Source organism: Kocuria aegyptia, from assembly GCF_039530085.1.
Lineage (GTDB): Bacteria > Actinomycetota > Actinomycetes > Actinomycetales > Micrococcaceae > Kocuria > Kocuria aegyptia.
Genome location: NZ_BAAAOA010000006.1, coordinates 79,579 through 95,666 on the forward strand (window position 1 = coordinate 79,579; position 16,088 = coordinate 95,666).

The following is a 16,088-nucleotide window of genomic DNA, read 5'->3' on the forward strand; positions in this document are numbered from 1 at the left end:
CGCCCCCGGCGAACGGGAGACAGGCGTCCTACCCAGGTGTAGATTTGAGCTCGATCCGGCATCGGCTGTGAACTGCCTCACCCGGACGCCCCGCGCGGGCGCCCCGCGCGGGCGCCCCGCCGGAGGAGCACCACCTCGTTCGAGAGTCAGGACAGCACCATGGCGACGGCAACGACCTCAGAGACCACGGCAGCGGCGGGCGGCCGGTCCACCGCAGCCCGCGCGCACGTCCAGCGCTTCGGCACCTTCCTCTCCGGCATGATCATGCCCAACATCGGGGCGTTCATCGCCTGGGGCCTGATCACCGCATTCTTCATCGAGGCCGGCTTCACCCCCTTCGGCCCGCTGGGCGGGTTCGGCGAGACCGCCGAGGGCGAGCCGCACACGGGCCTGGTCGGCCCGATGATCACCTACCTCCTGCCGCTGCTGATCGCCTACACGGGCGGGCGGATGGTCTACGACGTCCGCGGCGGGGTGGTCGGGGCGATCGCCACGATGGGCGTGATCGTGGGCACCGACATCCCCATGTTCATCGGCGCCATGCTCATGGGCCCGCTGACCGCCTGGGTGATGAAGAAGCTCGACAGCCTCTGGGACGGGAAGATCAAGCCCGGCTTCGAGATGCTGGTGAACAACTTCTCCGCCGGCATCCTGGCCGCGGTGATGGCGATCTTCGGGTTCTTCCTGGTGGGCCCGGCCGTGCTGGCCTTCTCCAACGCGGCCGCCACGGCGGTGGACTTCCTGGTGACCCGGGGGCTGCTGCCGCTGACCTCGATCCTCATCGAGCCGGGCAAGGTGCTGTTCCTGAACAACGCGATCAACCACGGCATCCTCACCCCGCTGGGCACCGCCCAGGCCCTGGAGCAGGGCAAGTCCATCCTCTTCCTGCTCGAGGCCAATCCCGGCCCCGGGCTGGGGATCCTGCTGGCCTACACGGTCTTCGGCCGCGGCGCGGCCCGCGCCTCGGCCCCCGGTGCGGCGCTGATCCACTTCGTGGGCGGCATCCACGAGATCTACTTCCCGTACGTGCTGATGAAGCCCGCGCTGATCCTGGCCGCGATCGCCGGCGGGGCCACCGGGGTGTTCACCCTGACCCTCTTCGACGCCGGTCTGCGCGCCCCGGCCGCCCCGGGCTCGATCATCGCGGTGTTCGCCCAGGCCACCACCGACAGCTACGTGGGGGTGGCGATCGCGGTGACGGCCGCGACCGCGGTGTCCTTCTTCGTGGCCTCGGTCATCCTCAAGGCCTCCAAGGACAAGGGCGAGGGGGACCTCACGGAGGCCACCTCGCGGATGGAGACGATGAAGGGCAAGAAGTCCTCCGTGGCCTCCGCCATGGTCGGCACCAGCGGCGGTGCGGACACCGGCGGGCACAGCACCCGTGAGCTGGCCGAGGGCGCTCCGGTGCAGCACATCGTGTTCGCCTGCGACGCCGGCATGGGCTCCTCCGCGATGGGCGCCTCCGTGCTGCGGAACAAGGTCAAGGCCGCCGGCTTCGGCGACGTCAAGGTCACCAACGCGTCGATCGCCAACCTCACCGACGACTTCGACATCGTGGTCACCCACCAGGACCTGGCCACCCGGGCCCGGCCGAAGGTGCCCAGCGCCTCGGTGGTGACCGTCGACAACTTCATGGGCAGCCCCCGCTACGACGAGATCGTCCAGGCCGTGCAGCAGCGCAACGGCGCCGCAGTCCCGGCCGGCGGCGGTGCGGCCGGCGGCGGTGCGGCAGCAGCCGCGGCCGGCACCGGGAGCGAGCCCGCCGGCGGCGACACCGTGGCGGCGGCGGACGAGGACTCCGGGGCGTCCCGGGCCGCCATCCTCACCAAGGACCGGATCGTGATGGACGGCGGCGCGAGGAACGCCGCACAGGCCATCGACGAGGCCGGCGGCCTGCTGGTCGCGGCCGGTGCCGTCACCGACGAGTACGTGAGCTCCATGCACGAGCGGGAGAAGTCGGTGTCCACGTTCATGGGCAACGGCCTCGCCATCCCGCACGGCACCAACCAGGCGAAGGACAGCATCCGCTCCTCGGCCCTGTCGGTCGTGAAGTACCCGGAGGGCCTGGACTGGAACGGCAAGCCCGTCACCTGGGTGATCGGCATCGCCGGCCGCGACAACGAGCACCTGGCGATCCTCTCCCGGGTCGCGAAGATCTTCGGCAACAAGGAGAAGGTGCGGCAGCTGGACGAGGCGAGGACCGCCGACGAAGTGCTCGACCTGCTGGGAAAGGTGAACGACTGATGAAGTGCGTGCACTTCGGGGCGGGCAACATCGGCCGGGGCTTCGTCGGGCTGCTCATGCACCGCTCGGGCTACGAGGTGGTCTTCGCCGACGTGGCGGCCCCGCTGATCGACGCGCTGGCCTCGACCCCCAGCTACACCGTGCACGAGGTCGGCGCCGGCTCCCGGGACACGGTCGTCGAGGGGTACCGGGCGGTCAACTCGGCGAGCGACCCGGAGGCCGTGGTCGCCGAGATCGCCACGGCGGACGTGGTCACCACGGCCGTGGGCGCGCACATCCTCAGGTTCGTGGCACCGCTCGTGGCCCGCGGCCTCGCCGCGCGCCCGGCCGGCGCCGCCCCCGTGGCGGTCATGGCGTGCGAGAACGCCCTGTCCGCCACGGACCTGCTCGCCGAGGCGGTCCGCGCCGAGTACGCCGGCGAGGACCTCGACCGGCGGACGGTGTTCGCCAACACCGCCGTCGACCGGATCGTGCCCCAGCAGGACGGCGGCGGGCTCGACGTGGTGGTGGAGCAGTTCCACGAGTGGGTCATCGACCGCACCCCGTTCGCGGGGACCGAGCCGGTCATCGAAGGGGCGACGTACGTCGACGACCTCGTGCCCTACATCGAGCGGAAGCTGTTCACGGTCAACACCGGCCACGCCGCGTGCGCGTACTTCGGCTACCGCGCCGGCCGGCACCGCATCGCGGAGGCCATCGCCGACCCCCGGATCCGGGAGCAGGTCGCCGCGGCGCTCGCCGAGACACAGGCGCTGCTGGTCGCGAAGCACGGGTTCGACGAGCAGGAGCACGGACGGTACGTCGCGAAGATCCTCGACCGCTTCGCCAACGAGCACCTCCCGGACACCGTCGAGCGCGTCGGCCGGGCCCCGCTGCGCAAGCTCGGCCGGCACGAGCGCTTCGTGGGCCCGGCCGCCGAGCTCGCCGAACGGGGCCTCGGCACCGGCGGGCTGCAGGCGGCCGTGGCGGCCGCCCTGCGCTTCGACCCGGCCGACGACCCGGAGGTCGTCCGCCTGGGGGAGCTCCTCGACGCGCTGGCCCCGGCCGAGGCCGTCCGGGAGATCACGGGACTGAGCGCCGAGCACCCCCTCTTCCCACCGCTCGAGGCGCTGGTGGCCGACGCCGTGCGGGAGCGCCGGGGCTGACCCGAGGCTCCGCCGGCCCCGCGGGCGGGCCGTGCCGGCGTCCCCAGAAGTGGCGGGAACCCGGCCGGGCCCGCCGGGTCCGGCGCGCCCGGCCGGGCGAGATCCATGCGGTACTGTGAAGCGCATGTGTGGAATTGTTGGATATGTGGGCCCCTCCTCCCAGCGGACGGACGAGCGCGGCACCGGCTCCGGGCACGACGCCCTGGACGTCCTCGTGGAGGGCCTGCGGCGCCTCGAGTACCGCGGCTACGACTCGGCGGGAGTGGCCGTGGTCTCGGACGGCACCGTCGGCTTCCGCAAGAAGGCCGGCAAGCTGCTGAACCTCGAGCAGGAGCTGCGCGACAGCCCGCTGCCCCGCTCCACCACCGGCATCGGGCACACCCGCTGGGCCACCCACGGCGGACCCTCGGACGTCAACGCCCACCCGCACGTCGTCGACGGCGGCCGGCTCGCCGTCATCCACAACGGCATCATCGAGAACTTCGCCGAGATCAAGCGCGAGCTCGTCGAGAAGGGCCACGAGTTCCGCTCGGAGACCGACACCGAGGTCGCCGCGGCCCTGCTGGCCGAGACCTACAACGACCTCGGCGACCAGGACCTCACCGCGGCGATGCAGGTCGCGTGCCGCCGGCTGGAGGGCGCGTTCACGCTCCTCGCCGTGCACGTGGACCACCCCGGGCGCGTGGTCGCGGCCCGGCGCAACTCCCCGCTGGTGCTCGGGCTGGGGGAGGGTGAGAACTTCCTCGGCTCCGACGTCTCGGGCTTCATCGACTACACCCGCAGCGCCGTGGAGCTGGGCCAGGACCAGGTCGTGTCCATCACGGCGGACGACTACGAGATCACCGACTTCCACGGCAACCGCGCCGACGGCAAGCCCTTCCAGGTGCTGTGGGACGCCGCCGCCGCCGAGAAGGGCGGCTTCCCGTCCTTCATGGAGAAGGAGATCAACGAGCAGCCCGCCGCCGTGGAGCAGACCCTCATGGGCCGCACCGACCCGGAGGGGAACCTGGTGCTCGACGAGCTGAAGATCGACGAGGCGGTGCTCCGCTCCGTGGACAAGATCGTCGTCGTGGCCTGCGGAACGGCCGCCTACGCGGGGCAGGTCGCCCGCTACGCGATCGAGCACTGGTGCCGGATCCCCACCGAGGTCGAGCTCGCCCACGAGTTCCGCTACCGGGACCCGATCGTCAACGAACGGACCCTGGTGGTCGCCCTGTCCCAGTCCGGCGAGACCATGGACACCCTCATGGCGGTGCGGCACGCCCAGGAGCAGGGGGCCAAGGTCGTGGCGATCTGCAACACCAACGGCTCCACGATCCCGCGGGAGGCCGACGCCGCGCTGTACACGCACGCCGGCCCCGAGATCGCCGTCGCCTCGACCAAGGCGTTCCTGGCCCAGATCACCGCCGCCTACCTCCTGGGCCTCTACCTGGCCCAGCTGCGCGGCAACAAGTACAAGGACGAGATCGGGCAGATCCTCACCGAGCTCGAGGCCATGCCCGCCAAGATCCAGCAGGTCATCGACGCGCAGGCCGGCGTCAAGGAGCTGGCGCAGTCGATGAAGGACGCCGCGTCCGTGCTCTTCCTGGGCCGCCACGTCGGCTTCCCCGTGGCCCTCGAGGGGGCGCTGAAGCTCAAGGAGATCGCGTACATCCACGCCGAGGGCTTCGCCGCCGGCGAGCTCAAGCACGGGCCGATCGCCCTCATCGAGGAGGGCCAGCCGGTGTTCGTGATCGTCCCCTCCCCGCGCGGGCGGGACTCGCTGCACGCGAAGGTGGTCTCCAACATCCAGGAGATCCGCGCCCGTGGGGCCGTGACCATCGTCATCGCCGAGGAGGGGGACGAGGCCGTCGCCGACTACGCCAACCACGTCTTCCGGGTGCCGCAGTCCCCGGTTCTCCTCCAGCCGCTGCTGACCACCGTCCCGCTGCAGATCTTCGCGTGCGAGCTCGCCACGGCGAAGGGCTACGACGTCGACCAGCCCCGCAACCTCGCGAAGTCCGTGACCGTCGAGTAGTCCGCGTCCGTCGCACCACCGGCCCGCCGCCCCGGATCCTCCCGGGCGGCGGGCCGGCGGTCGTTAGGCTGGGACCATGATCATCGGCACCGGCATCGACGTGGTGGACATCGCCCGCTTCGAGGAGCAGATCGCCCGCACCCCCGGCCTCGTGGCCCGGCTGTTCACCCCCCTCGAACGGGACCTGCACGTGCGCTCCCTCGCCGCGCGCTTCGCCGCGAAGGAGGCGGCGGCGAAGGCGCTCAAGGCCCCGCCCGGGATGATCTGGCAGCACTGCTGGATCGAGAAGGACCCCTCCGGCGCCCCGCTGCTGTGCACCGAGGGGACGGTGGCGGAGGAAGCGCGCCGGCAGGGCATCGACCGGTGGCACCTCACCATGACGCACGACGCCGGGATCGCCATGGCGATGGTCATCGCCGAGCGCACCGGGGACGGGGGACCGGCATGATCACCGCCTGGACCGGCGCGCAGGTGCGCGCGGCCGAGACGCCCTTCCTGGACCGCGGGGAGGGCCCGGCGCTGATGCGGCGCGCCGCCCACGGCCTGGCCCTGGTCTGCGCGCAACGCCTGCGCGGGCGCCGGGCGCGGGTCGCCGGGGCGCGCGTGGTCGTGCTCGCCGGCACCGGCAACAACGGCGGGGACGGGCTGTGGGCGGGAGCGGAGCTGGCGGGCCGCGGCGCCTCGGTGCTCGCCGTGGCGGTCGGCGACCGGCTGCACCCCGGCGGCGCCGCGGCCCTCGAGGCCGCTGGGGGGCGGGTGCTGCGCGCCGGGGACGGCGGCGCCGCTCTCCGGGAGGCGGCCGAGCACGTGCTCCGCGCCGACCTCGTGCTCGACGCCGTGCTGGGCACCGGCGCCCGGGGCGGGCTGCGCGGGCCGGCGGCGGAGCTCGTGCGCTCGGTCCTGGACCGGTGGCCCCGGGACGAGGGGCCGGCGGTCGTGGCGTGCGACGTGCCCTCGGGCGTGTCCGCGGACACCGGCGCGGTGGCCGGACCGGTCCTGCCCGCGGACGTCACCGTGACGTTCGCCGGGGCCAAGGCCGGCCTGTTCCTGCCGCCGGGGGACCGTTGGTGCGGCGAGGTGCGGACCGTGCCCCTCGGGATCGAGGGCGCCCTGCCCGCCCCGGCGCTCCGGCGCCTGGAGCCCGGCGACGTCGCGGCGCTGTGGCCGCGGCCGGAGGCGGCCTCCCACAAGTACTCCCGGGGCGTGGTGGGCGTCGTCGCCGGCTCTCCCACCTACCCCGGGGCGGCGCTGATGTGCACGCGCGCCGCCGTGGACGCCGGCGCCGGCATGGTCCGCCACCTCGGCGACGCCGCCACCCGCTCCCTCGTGTGCCTGACCAGCCCCGAGGTCGTCGCCTCCGAGGACCACCCCGACGACGTCCACGTCCAGGCGTGGGTCGTGGGCCCCGGCGCGGTGGGCGACGCCGCTCAGGAGTCCCGGATCGACGCCGTGCTCGCGGGCGGGATCCCGGCGGTCGTCGACGCCGGCGCGCTCGACGCCGCGGCCCGGGCGGCCGCGGACGGCGCCCTCGGCCCCGGGAAGGTCCTCACCCCCCACGCCGGGGAGCTCGAGCAGGTGCTCGCCTGGCTCGCCGCCCTCGGCGGCGGCGGCGCGTCCCCGGACCGGGCGGCGATCGAGGCCGAGCCGGTCCGGTGGGCGCGCGCGGCCGCGGAGGCGACCGGGAGCGTGGTCGTCCTCAAGGGCGCCACCACCCTGGTCGCGTCCCCCGACGGGACGCTGCTCTCCCAGGCCGACGGCAGCCCGTGGCTGGCGACCGCCGGCAGCGGCGACACCCTCGCGGGGATCATGGGCGCGGCGCTCGCGGGCTGCGCCGAGGACCCGGACGCGTTCGCCGCGGCGGGGGACTGGGCGCGCGGGGACGCCCGGTCCGCCGTGGCCGCGGCCCTCGCCGTGGCCGTGCACGGCTACGCGTCCCGGCTGGAGGGTCTCGGTCCCGTGCCGCCCACGGCGCTGTCCGCGAACGTGCGCGCGGTCCTGCGCCTCGGCGGCTGAGGACGGCTCCCGGGCCCCGCCGGAACGCCCCGGGGACACGGGCGCCTCCCGTCCGGGCTAAGATCGATCCCACTTGCCCCAATACCCAGCCCGCTGACGGTGACCCCTGCCCGGCGGTACGACAGGAGATCCCCATGGAAGTCTGGCCAGGTCAGCCCTACCCCCTCGGAGCCACCTTCGACGGGAACGGCACGAACTTCGCGCTCTTCAGCGAGGTCGCCGAGAAGGTGGAGCTGTGCTTGTTCGAGGAGGACGGCACGGAGACCCGGATCGAGGTCACGGCCCAGGACAGCTACGTCTGGCACTGCTATCTCCCGACCGTCCAGCCCGGGCAGCGCTACGGGTACCGCGTGCACGGTCCGTGGAACCCCGCAGCAGGACAGCGCTGCAACCCCGCCAAGCTGCTCCTCGACCCCTACGCCAAGGCCGTCTCCGGCCAGATCGACTGGGACCAGGCGCTGTTCTCGTACGACTTCGGGGACGAGGACTCGTTCAACGACGAGGACTCCGCTCCCCACATGATGATGGGGGTGGTGATCAACCCCTACTTCAACTGGGAGGGCGACCGCACCCCCCGCACGCCGTACCACAAGTCCGTGATCTACGAGGCGCACGTCAAGGGTCTCACCCAGCAGCACCCCGAGGTCCCCGAGGAGCAGCGCGGGACCTACGCCGGGGTGGCCCACCCCGCGGTGATCGCCCACCTGCAGAAGCTCGGCGTCACCGCCATCGAGCTGATGCCCGTGCACCAGTTCGTGCAGGACAGCACCCTGCTCGACCAGGGGCTGCGCAACTACTGGGGCTACAACACGATCGGCTTCTTCGCCCCGCACAACGAGTACCACTCCACCAACGACCTCGGCGGTCAGGTGCAGGAGTTCAAGGCCATGGTGCGCGCCCTGCACCAGGCCGACATCGAGGTGATCCTCGACGTGGTGTACAACCACACGGCCGAGGGCAACCACATGGGTCCCACGCTGTCCATGAAGGGCATCGACAACCAGGCCTACTACCGCCGGGTCGAGGGCGACGAGAAGTACTACATGGACTACACGGGGACCGGCAACACCCTCAACGTCCGCCACCCGCACTCCCTGCAGCTGATCATGGACTCCCTGCGCTACTGGGTGACCGAGATGCACGTGGACGGCTTCCGCTTCGACCTCGCCTCCGCCCTGGCCCGCGAGTTCTACGACGTGGACAAGCTGGCCACGTTCTTCGAGCTCGTCCAGCAGGACCCGGTCGTGTCCCAGGTGAAGCTGATCGCCGAGCCGTGGGACGTGGGCCCCGGCGGCTACCAGGTGGGCAACTTCCCGCCCCAGTGGACGGAGTGGAACGGGAAGTACCGGGACACCGTGCGCGACTTCTGGCGCGGCGAGCCGGCGACCCTCGGGGAGTTCGCCTCCCGCATCACGGGCTCGGCCGACCTCTACGAGCACAGCGGGCGCCGCCCGTTCGCCTCGATCAACTTCGTCACCGCCCACGACGGCTTCACGCTGCGCGACCTCGTCTCCTACAACGAGAAGCACAACGAGGCCAACGGCGAGGGCAACAACGACGGCGAGTCCCACAACCGCTCGTGGAACTGCGGGGTGGAGGGACCCACCGACGACCCCGAGGTCCTCGCCCTGCGCTCCCGCCAGCAGCGCAACTTCCTCGGGACCCTGCTGCTGTCCCAGGGCACGCCCATGGTCCTGCACGGTGACGAGCTCGGACGCACGCAGGACGGCAACAACAACACGTACTGCCAGGACAACGAGCTGTCGTGGATCAACTGGGACACCATGGACGGGCCGCTCACCGAGTTCGTCGCCGCCGTGACGCACCTGCGCCACGATCACCCGACGTTCCGGCGCTCCGAGTTCTTCGACGGCCGCCCCGTCGAGATGGACGCCGACGACACCGGCCGCCCGATGCCGGACATCGCGTGGCTGAACGTCGACGGCGCCCCGCTCAAGCCCGCGGACTGGGACGAGCCGCTGTCCCGCTCCTTCGGCATGTGGCTCAACGGCCACGGGATCGCGGGCGTGGACATGCGCGGACGGCCCATCACGGACGTCAACTTCATCGTGTACTTCAACTCCAACCCGGAGGCGGTGAAGTGCAAGCTCCCGCCCGTGCGCTACGGCAAGCGCTGGGAAGAGGTGGTCGACACGGCCGGCAAGTACGCCGACGGGCAGATCCGCCGGGCCCGCAGCACGATCACCCTCGAGGGCAAGTCGATGGTCGTGCTGCGCGCCTACGAGGAGGCCGAGGAGGAGCCCGACGCGTCGGTCGCCGCCTCCGTGGCCGCGTACGCGAAGGCGCCGCAGGACCAGTGACCTGACGGCTCCCGCAGGCTGTCGACCCGGACACGGGTCGACAGCCTGCTGGCATTTCCGGGGCCGGGCCGACAGACTGGTGCGGTGCGCACACCTATCTCGACCTACCGACTCCAGATCACCTCCGACCTGACGCTCGACCGCGCCGCGGGGCTCGTGGACTACCTCCACGACCTGGGCGCCGACTGGGTCTACCTGTCGCCGATCCTGCGGGCGGTCGAGGGCTCCGACCACGGCTACGACGTCGCGTCCCCCGCCGAGGTGGACCCCGTCCGGGGCGGCGCCGCCGGGCTCAAGGCGCTCGCCGACGCCGCCCACGCCCGCGGCATGGGCGTGCTGGTGGACATCGTCCCCAACCACCAGGGCGTCGCCGCCCCGGAGCAGAACCCCTGGTGGTGGTCGCTGCTGGCGCAGGGCCAGGAGTCGCCGTACGCGAAGGCCTTCGACGTCGAGTGGGCGGCCGGCGGCGGCAGGGTGCTGATCCCCGTGCTGGGCGACGGCGACGACGAGCTCGCCCAGCTGCGCGTCGAGGACGGCACGCTGCGCTACTACGACAACGTCTACCCGCTGGCCGAGGGCACGTGGTCGGAGGGCGACGACCCGCGGGACGTCCACGACCGGCAGCACTACGAGCTCGTGAACTGGCGCCGCGGCGACGCCGAGCTCAACTACCGCCGGTTCTTCACCGTCGCCACGCTCGCGGGCGTGCGCGTCGAGGACCCGGAGGTCTTCGACGAGTCCCACGCAGAGATCAAGCGGTGGATCGACGAGGGCCTGGTCGACGGGCTGCGCATCGACCACCCCGACGGCCTGCGCGACCCGCGGCAGTACCTCGAGCGGCTCAAGGAGCTCACGGGCGGCGCCTACGTCGTCGTCGAGAAGATCCTCGAGCCCGGCGAACGGCTGCCCCGCGACTGGGCCACCGCGGGCACCACCGGCTACGACGCCCTCGGGGTGATCGACCGGCTGCTCACCGACCCGGCCGGGGAGTACGCGCTCACGAGCCTGGACGCACGGCTGCGCAACGGCGAGCCCGTGCACTGGGACGAGATGATCCACGGCACCAAGCGCGCCATGGCGGACGGCGCGCTGCTGGCCGAGGTCCGGCGCCTGGCCCGCCTCGTGCCCGAGGACGCCGGCCTGGACCGGGCCGTCGCGGAGGACGCGCTGGCGGAGGTCCTCGCGAACTTCCCCGTCTACCGCAGCTACCTGCCCGAGGGCGCGGAGCACCTGCGGGCGGCCCTCGAGGCGGCCCGGGAGCAGCGCCCGGACCTCGCCGCCGCGATCGGGACCCTGGGCGGGCTGCTCGGGGTCGACGCGACGGACGAGGCCGAGCTCGGTGAGCTCGCCCGCCGCTTCCAGCAGACCTCCGGAATGGTCATGGCCAAGGGCGTCGAGGACACCGCGTTCTACCGCTTCCCCCGCCTGACGTCGCTGACCGAGGTGGGCGGCGACCCGTCGCACTTCGCCGTGACGCCCGCGGAGGCGCACGCCGAGCTCGCCCGGCGGGCCGCCGAGGAGCCCCTGGCGATGACGACGCTGTCCACGCACGACACCAAGCGCTCCGAGGCGGTGCGGGCGCGGATCACCGTGCTCGCCGAGGCCGGGGAGCAGTGGGCCGGCGTGGTCGGCACCGTCAAGAAGCTCGCCGAGCAGGCCGGGGCCCCCGTGGGCGACGGCCCGCTCGTGAACCTCGTGCTGCAGGCCGTGGTGGGCGCCTGGCCCGTCTCCCAGGACCGCGTGCTCGACTACGCCCTCAAGGCCGCCCGCGAGGCCGGCAACTCCACCGCCTGGGTCGACGGGGACCCCGGGTTCGAGCAGCGGCTCACCCGGTTCGTCGAGCTCGTCCACCACGACCCGCAGATCCGGGCCGTGATCGAGGGCTTCGCCGAGCACGTCACCCCGGCCGGCTGGGCGAACGGACTGGCCGCCAAGCTCGTCCAGCTCACGATGCCCGGCGTCCCGGACGTCTATCAGGGCTCCGAGCTGTGGGCCGAGTCCCTCGTGGACCCCGACAACCGCCGACCCGTCGACTTCGAGGACCGGGCCGCCAGGCTCGCCCGCCTGGACACCCCCGTGGGCGGCACCGCGGACGGGATCCCCGCCGTGGGGCCGGACGCCGCCGCCAAGCTGCTCGTCACCAGCCGCGCCCTGCGGCTGCGACGGGACCACCCCGAGCTGTTCACGGGCTACACCCCGCTGAGCGCGTCCGGCCCCCTGGCCGGGCACGTGTTCGCGTTCGACCGCGGCGGCGCCGTGACCGTGGCCACCCGCCTGCCCCTCGGCCTCGCCGCCGCAGGCGACTTCGCCGGCGAGACCCTCGAGCTGCCCGCGGGCGACTTCGAGGACGTGCTGACGCGGCGGCTGCACACGGGCACCGTGGCGCTGTCCCGGCTGCTGGCCGACTACCCCGTGGCGCTGCTGCGCCGGAAGGACTCCTGACCTCCATGAACACCCGCGAGCACCTGAACCGCTTCGACGTCTGGGCCCCGCACGCCAGGACGGTGACCGTCCGGATCGAGGGCCACGACCACGACATGATCCCCGCCGCGGCGCTGCCCGAGGACTCCCCGGCCGGCACCGCGGCGCGCCGCGACGGCTGGTGGACCCTGCCCGACGGCGCCGACGTCCCCCAGGGCACCGTGCGCTACGGCTACCTCCTGGGCAAGACCTTCGACGAGGGCACGGCGCAGGAGCGCTCCCAGGTCTCCGAGGTCCTGCCGGACCCGCGCTCCCGCCGCCAGCCCCAGGGCGTGCACGACCTCTCCTGCACCTTCGAGCCCTCCGCGCACCGGTGGGGCGACGCCGCGTGGACCGGGCGCACCCTGGCCGGGTCGGTGATCTACGAGCTGCACCTCGGCACGTTCACCCCGGAGGGCACCCTCGACTCGGCGGCCGAGCGGCTCGACCACCTCGTGGAGCTCGGCGTGGACTTCGTGGAGCTGCTGCCCGTCAACGGGTTCAACGGCGAGCACAACTGGGGCTACGACGGCGTCCTCTGGTACACCGTGGACGAGTCCTACGGCGGGCCCGCCGCCTACCAGCGCTTCGTGGACGCGTGCCACCAGCGCGGGATCGGCGTGATCCAGGACGTGGTCTACAACCACCTGGGCCCGTCCGGGAACTACCTCCCCCTGTTCGCCGACTACTTCAAGCCGGGATCCAGCACCTGGGGCGACCTCATCAACCTCGACGGCTGGGGCTCGGACGGCGTCCGGGACTACATCCTGGACAACGTGGAGATGTGGCTGCGCGACTACCACGTGGACGGGTTCCGGCTCGACGCCGTGCACGCCCTGCAGGACCACCGGGCCGTGCACATCCTGGAGGAGATCGCCGAGCTCGTGGAGCGCGTGGGGGTGGAGACCGGCAAGCCCCTGTTCACGGTCGCGGAGTCCGACCTCAACGACCACCGGATGATCACGCCGACCACGGCCCACGGCCTCGGCATGACCGGGCAGTGGCTCGACGACTTCCACCACGCCGCGCACGTGGCGCTCACCGGGGAGACGCAGGGCTACTACGCCGACTTCGCCGCCCTCGGGACCCTCGACAAGGTGATGCGGGACGCGTTCTACCACGACGGGACCATGTCGGTCTTCCGCGGCCGCCACCACGGCCGGCCGGTCGACAAGCAGCGGGTGCGCCCGTGGCAGTTCGTCACGTGCATCCAGAACCACGACCAGGTCGGCAACCGCGCCGCGGGCGACCGGATCAGCGCCGGCCTCACCCCCGACCAGCTCGTGCTGGGCGCCGTCCTGCTGCTCACCCAGCCGTTCACCCCCATGCTGTTCATGGGGGAGGAGTGGGGTGCGTCCACCCCGTGGCAGTTCTTCACCGCCCACCCCGAGCCCGAGCTCGGGGAGGCCGTGGCGAAGGGCCGCAAGGCCGAGTTCGCGTCCATGGGCTGGGACCAGGACACGGTCCCGGACCCGCAGGCCCCGAGCACGTTCACGGACTCGAAGCTCGACTGGGACGAGCTCGGCCGGGACGACCACGCCCGGGTGCTGGCCGCCTACCGCGAGCTCATCGCGCTGCGGCGCGCCGTGCCCGAGCTCAGCGACCCGCGCTTCGGGACGATCGGCACCGACCTCGACGAGGACGCCCGCTGGTTCGTGCTGCGCCGGGCCACGGCCCCGGGCTCCGCCCACGGGGTCGCGGTGCTGCTGAACTTCGGTGCCGAGCCCGCGCAGGTCCCGTTCCCGGGCCGCCAGGACGCCGAGGTGCTCTTCCGCTCCGGCGACGTGTCGCTGACCGAGGGGACCGGCGGCGGCGCCGCCGCGCTCCCCGCCCACGGCGCGGCCGTGGTGCGCTACTGAGCCCCCGCCCCCCCCGTACGCCCTCCCCGATCCCCGAAAGGCCCCCGTGCGCACCTACGGACCCGACGTCCCCTACCTCCCGGCCGACGACCGCTACGAGACCATGCCGTACCGCCGCGTGGGCGAGTCCGGGCTGAAGCTGCCCGTGATCTCGCTCGGGCTCTGGCACAACTTCGGCGACGACAAGCCGCTGGACACCCAGCGCGCCACGCTGCGCCGGGCCTTCGACCTCGGCGTGACCCACTTCGACCTCGCCAACAACTACGGCCCGCCGGCGGGCGCCGCGGAGCTGAACTTCGGGCGGATCCTGGCGCAGGACCTCGCGCCGTACCGGGACGAGCTCGTGATCTCCTCGAAGGCCGGCTGGACCATGGGCCCGGGCCCGTACCAGTTCGGGGGCTCGCGGAAGTACCTGGTGTCCTCCCTGGACCAGTCCCTGCAGCGGATGGGCCTGGACCACGTGGACATCTTCTACCACCACCGCCCGGACCCGGACACCCCGCTCGAGGAGACCATGCGGGCCCTCGACCACATCGTGCGCTCCGGGCGGGCCCTGTACGCGGGGATCTCCTCCTACAACGCGGAGCTGACGTCGAGGGCCCAGCAGATCATGCGGGAGCTCGGCACGCCGCTGCTGATCCACCAGCCGTCCTACTCGCTGCTCAACCGGTGGATCGAGTCCCCCGGCCCGTCGGGGACCTCCCTGCTGGGCGCCCTCACGGAGGCGGGGATGGGCTCGATCGTGTTCTCCCCCCTGGCCCAGGGCATGCTCACGGACCGGTACCTGGAGGGGGTCCCGGAGGGTTCCCGGGCGGCGGCGGAGAAGTCCCTGAACCCGGATTGGCTGACCGGCACGACCCTGGAGAAGGTCCGCGGTCTGCACGACATCGCCGCCGCGCGCGGGCAGAGCCTGGCCCAGATGGCGATCGCGTGGGTGCTGCGCGAGCAGGCGGACGGCCAGGTCAGCACCGCGCTCGTGGGCGCCTCCTCGCCGCAGCAGCTCGAGGACAGCGTGGGCGCCCTGCGCCACCTCTCCTTCACGCCGGAGGAGCTGGACGCGATCGACCGGCTGGCCACGGACGCCGACATCAACATCTGGGCGGGCGCCCGCGACTCGAAGACCGTCTGAGCGGCGGGGCCGGACAGCCGTGGAGGCCTCGCAGTACCTCGCCCTGCTGGGGCTGTGGATCGCCGGGATCATCGCCCCCGGCCCGGACGTCCTGGTGATCCTGCGCAACGCGTCGCTGGGCTCCCGGGCGGCCGGCGTGCTCACCGCCGCGGGCGTGATGACCGGCAACCTCGTGTGGATCACGCTCTCCCTCACCGGGGTGGCCGTCCTGATCGGCCAGGCGGACCCGCTGCAGCGGATCATCCAGGTGGCCGGGGCGATGTTCCTCGGCTGGCTGGGAGTGAGCGGGATCCGGGCGGGCCTCGCCGCGCGGGCCGTGCCGGACCGGGTGCCGAGCGCCGCGGACGGCGGAGCCGGGGCGGTGCCGGGGGAGCCGGCGCCCGGCCGCAGCGTCACCCCCGGGCGGGGCTTCGTGCTCGGGCTCGTGACGAACCTCTCGAACGCGAAGGCCATCATCTTCTTCGTGGCGCTGTTCGCCAACGTGGTCCCGGCGGGCGCGCTGTGGTGGGAGACGGCCCTGGTCTTCGCGCTGCTCGTGGCGGTCGGACTCGCCTGGTTCACGGCGGTGGCGTGGGTCGGCTCCGTGCAGCGGCTGGCCGCGGGCTTCCGGCGGCACGGGGCCGCCGTCGAGCTCGCCGCCGGCGTGCTGTTCCTCGTGCTGGCCCTCGGCCTGCTCCTCAGCGCGCTGTGAGCCCCACGGCGGTCGGGAGCCGCCGCGTCCGCCCCCGCCCCCGGCGGGCACTAGACTGGAGCGCTGGGTCCGTCCCGGCCGGGTGCCGGACGCCCGTGCGGGTGCCCGTCCGACGTGCGCCGGGGTGACGAGACCCAGACGAACAGACAAAAGGAGTCCCGTGTCCCACCATCCCATTCGTGTGGCCGTTGCCGGTGTCGGCAACTGTG

General features: G+C 72.9%; 10 protein-coding genes. All 10 read left to right on the forward strand.

All coding sequences use genetic code 11. The features are described from left to right. The first annotated feature begins 159 nt into the window (after positions 1-159). The 10 genes from ABD220_RS02230 (at position 160) to ABD220_RS02275 (ending at position 15,879) form a co-directional block, all read left to right on the forward strand. Positions 160-2,244 (forward strand): PTS mannitol transporter subunit IICBA, encoded by a 2,085-nt coding sequence (locus ABD220_RS02230; protein ID WP_344119428.1) that lies wholly within the window; start codon positions 160-162, stop codon positions 2,242-2,244. Next, a complete protein-coding gene (locus ABD220_RS02235; RefSeq protein WP_344119430.1) occupies positions 2,244-3,389 on the forward strand; it encodes a mannitol-1-phosphate 5-dehydrogenase in 1,146 nt (381 codons plus the stop codon). The genes ABD220_RS02230 and ABD220_RS02235 overlap by 1 nt, the downstream gene beginning before the upstream one ends. 124 nt (positions 3,390-3,513) lie before the next feature. Further along, positions 3,514-5,406, forward strand: a complete 1,893-nt coding sequence (gene glmS, locus ABD220_RS02240; protein WP_344119432.1) for a glutamine--fructose-6-phosphate transaminase (isomerizing) — start codon at positions 3,514-3,516, stop codon at positions 5,404-5,406. A gap of 76 nt (positions 5,407-5,482) precedes the next feature. Continuing rightward, positions 5,483-5,854 carry a holo-ACP synthase gene (locus ABD220_RS02245; protein WP_344119434.1) on the forward strand — a complete coding sequence of 124 codons (372 nt, stop codon included), beginning with the start codon at positions 5,483-5,485 and terminating at the stop codon, positions 5,852-5,854. Further along, positions 5,851-7,419: an NAD(P)H-hydrate epimerase gene (locus ABD220_RS02250; protein ID WP_344119436.1), complete on the forward strand. Its 1,569-nt coding sequence runs from the start codon at positions 5,851-5,853 to the stop codon at positions 7,417-7,419. Before ABD220_RS02245 ends, ABD220_RS02250 begins: the two co-directional genes overlap by 4 nt. A 134-nt stretch (positions 7,420-7,553) precedes the next feature. Then, positions 7,554-9,740: a glycogen debranching protein GlgX gene (glgX, locus tag ABD220_RS02255; protein ID WP_344119437.1), complete on the forward strand. Its 2,187-nt coding sequence runs from the start codon at positions 7,554-7,556 to the stop codon at positions 9,738-9,740. Positions 9,741-9,824: 84 nt separating this feature from the next. Continuing rightward, positions 9,825-12,182, forward strand: coding sequence for a malto-oligosyltrehalose synthase (treY, locus tag ABD220_RS02260; protein ID WP_344119439.1), 2,358 nt, complete (start codon positions 9,825-9,827; stop codon positions 12,180-12,182). 5 nt (positions 12,183-12,187) lie between these two features. Further along, a complete protein-coding gene (gene treZ, locus ABD220_RS02265; protein ID WP_344119441.1) occupies positions 12,188-14,059 on the forward strand; it encodes a malto-oligosyltrehalose trehalohydrolase in 1,872 nt (623 codons plus the stop codon). 103 nt (positions 14,060-14,162) lie between these two features. Then, a complete protein-coding gene (locus tag ABD220_RS02270; RefSeq protein WP_344119449.1) occupies positions 14,163-15,188 on the forward strand; it encodes an aldo/keto reductase in 1,026 nt (341 codons plus the stop codon). Positions 15,189-15,207: 19 nt separating this feature from the next. Beyond that, the gene (locus ABD220_RS02275) at positions 15,208-15,879 is read left to right on the forward strand and encodes a LysE family translocator (RefSeq protein ID WP_344119442.1); all 672 of its coding nucleotides are present in this window, start codon (positions 15,208-15,210) and stop codon (positions 15,877-15,879) included. The last annotated feature ends 209 nt before the right edge of the window (positions 15,880-16,088 follow it).

Excerpts from the sequence above, each read along its gene's own strand:
- ABD220_RS02230 (WP_344119428.1), top strand. The coding sequence starts at position 160 with ATGGCGACGGCAACGACCTCAGAGACCACGGCAGCGGCGGGCGGCCGG.
- ABD220_RS02235 (WP_344119430.1), top strand. The coding sequence starts at position 2,244 with ATGAAGTGCGTGCACTTCGGGGCGGGCAACATCGGCCGGGGCTTCGTC.
- glmS (WP_344119432.1), top strand. The coding sequence starts at position 3,514 with ATGTGTGGAATTGTTGGATATGTGGGCCCCTCCTCCCAGCGGACGGAC.
- ABD220_RS02245 (WP_344119434.1), top strand. The coding sequence starts at position 5,483 with ATGATCATCGGCACCGGCATCGACGTGGTGGACATCGCCCGCTTCGAG.
- ABD220_RS02250 (WP_344119436.1), top strand. The coding sequence starts at position 5,851 with ATGATCACCGCCTGGACCGGCGCGCAGGTGCGCGCGGCCGAGACGCCC.
- glgX (WP_344119437.1), top strand. The coding sequence starts at position 7,554 with ATGGAAGTCTGGCCAGGTCAGCCCTACCCCCTCGGAGCCACCTTCGAC.
- treZ (WP_344119441.1), top strand. The coding sequence starts at position 12,188 with ATGAACACCCGCGAGCACCTGAACCGCTTCGACGTCTGGGCCCCGCAC.
- ABD220_RS02270 (WP_344119449.1), top strand. The coding sequence starts at position 14,163 with ATGCCGTACCGCCGCGTGGGCGAGTCCGGGCTGAAGCTGCCCGTGATC.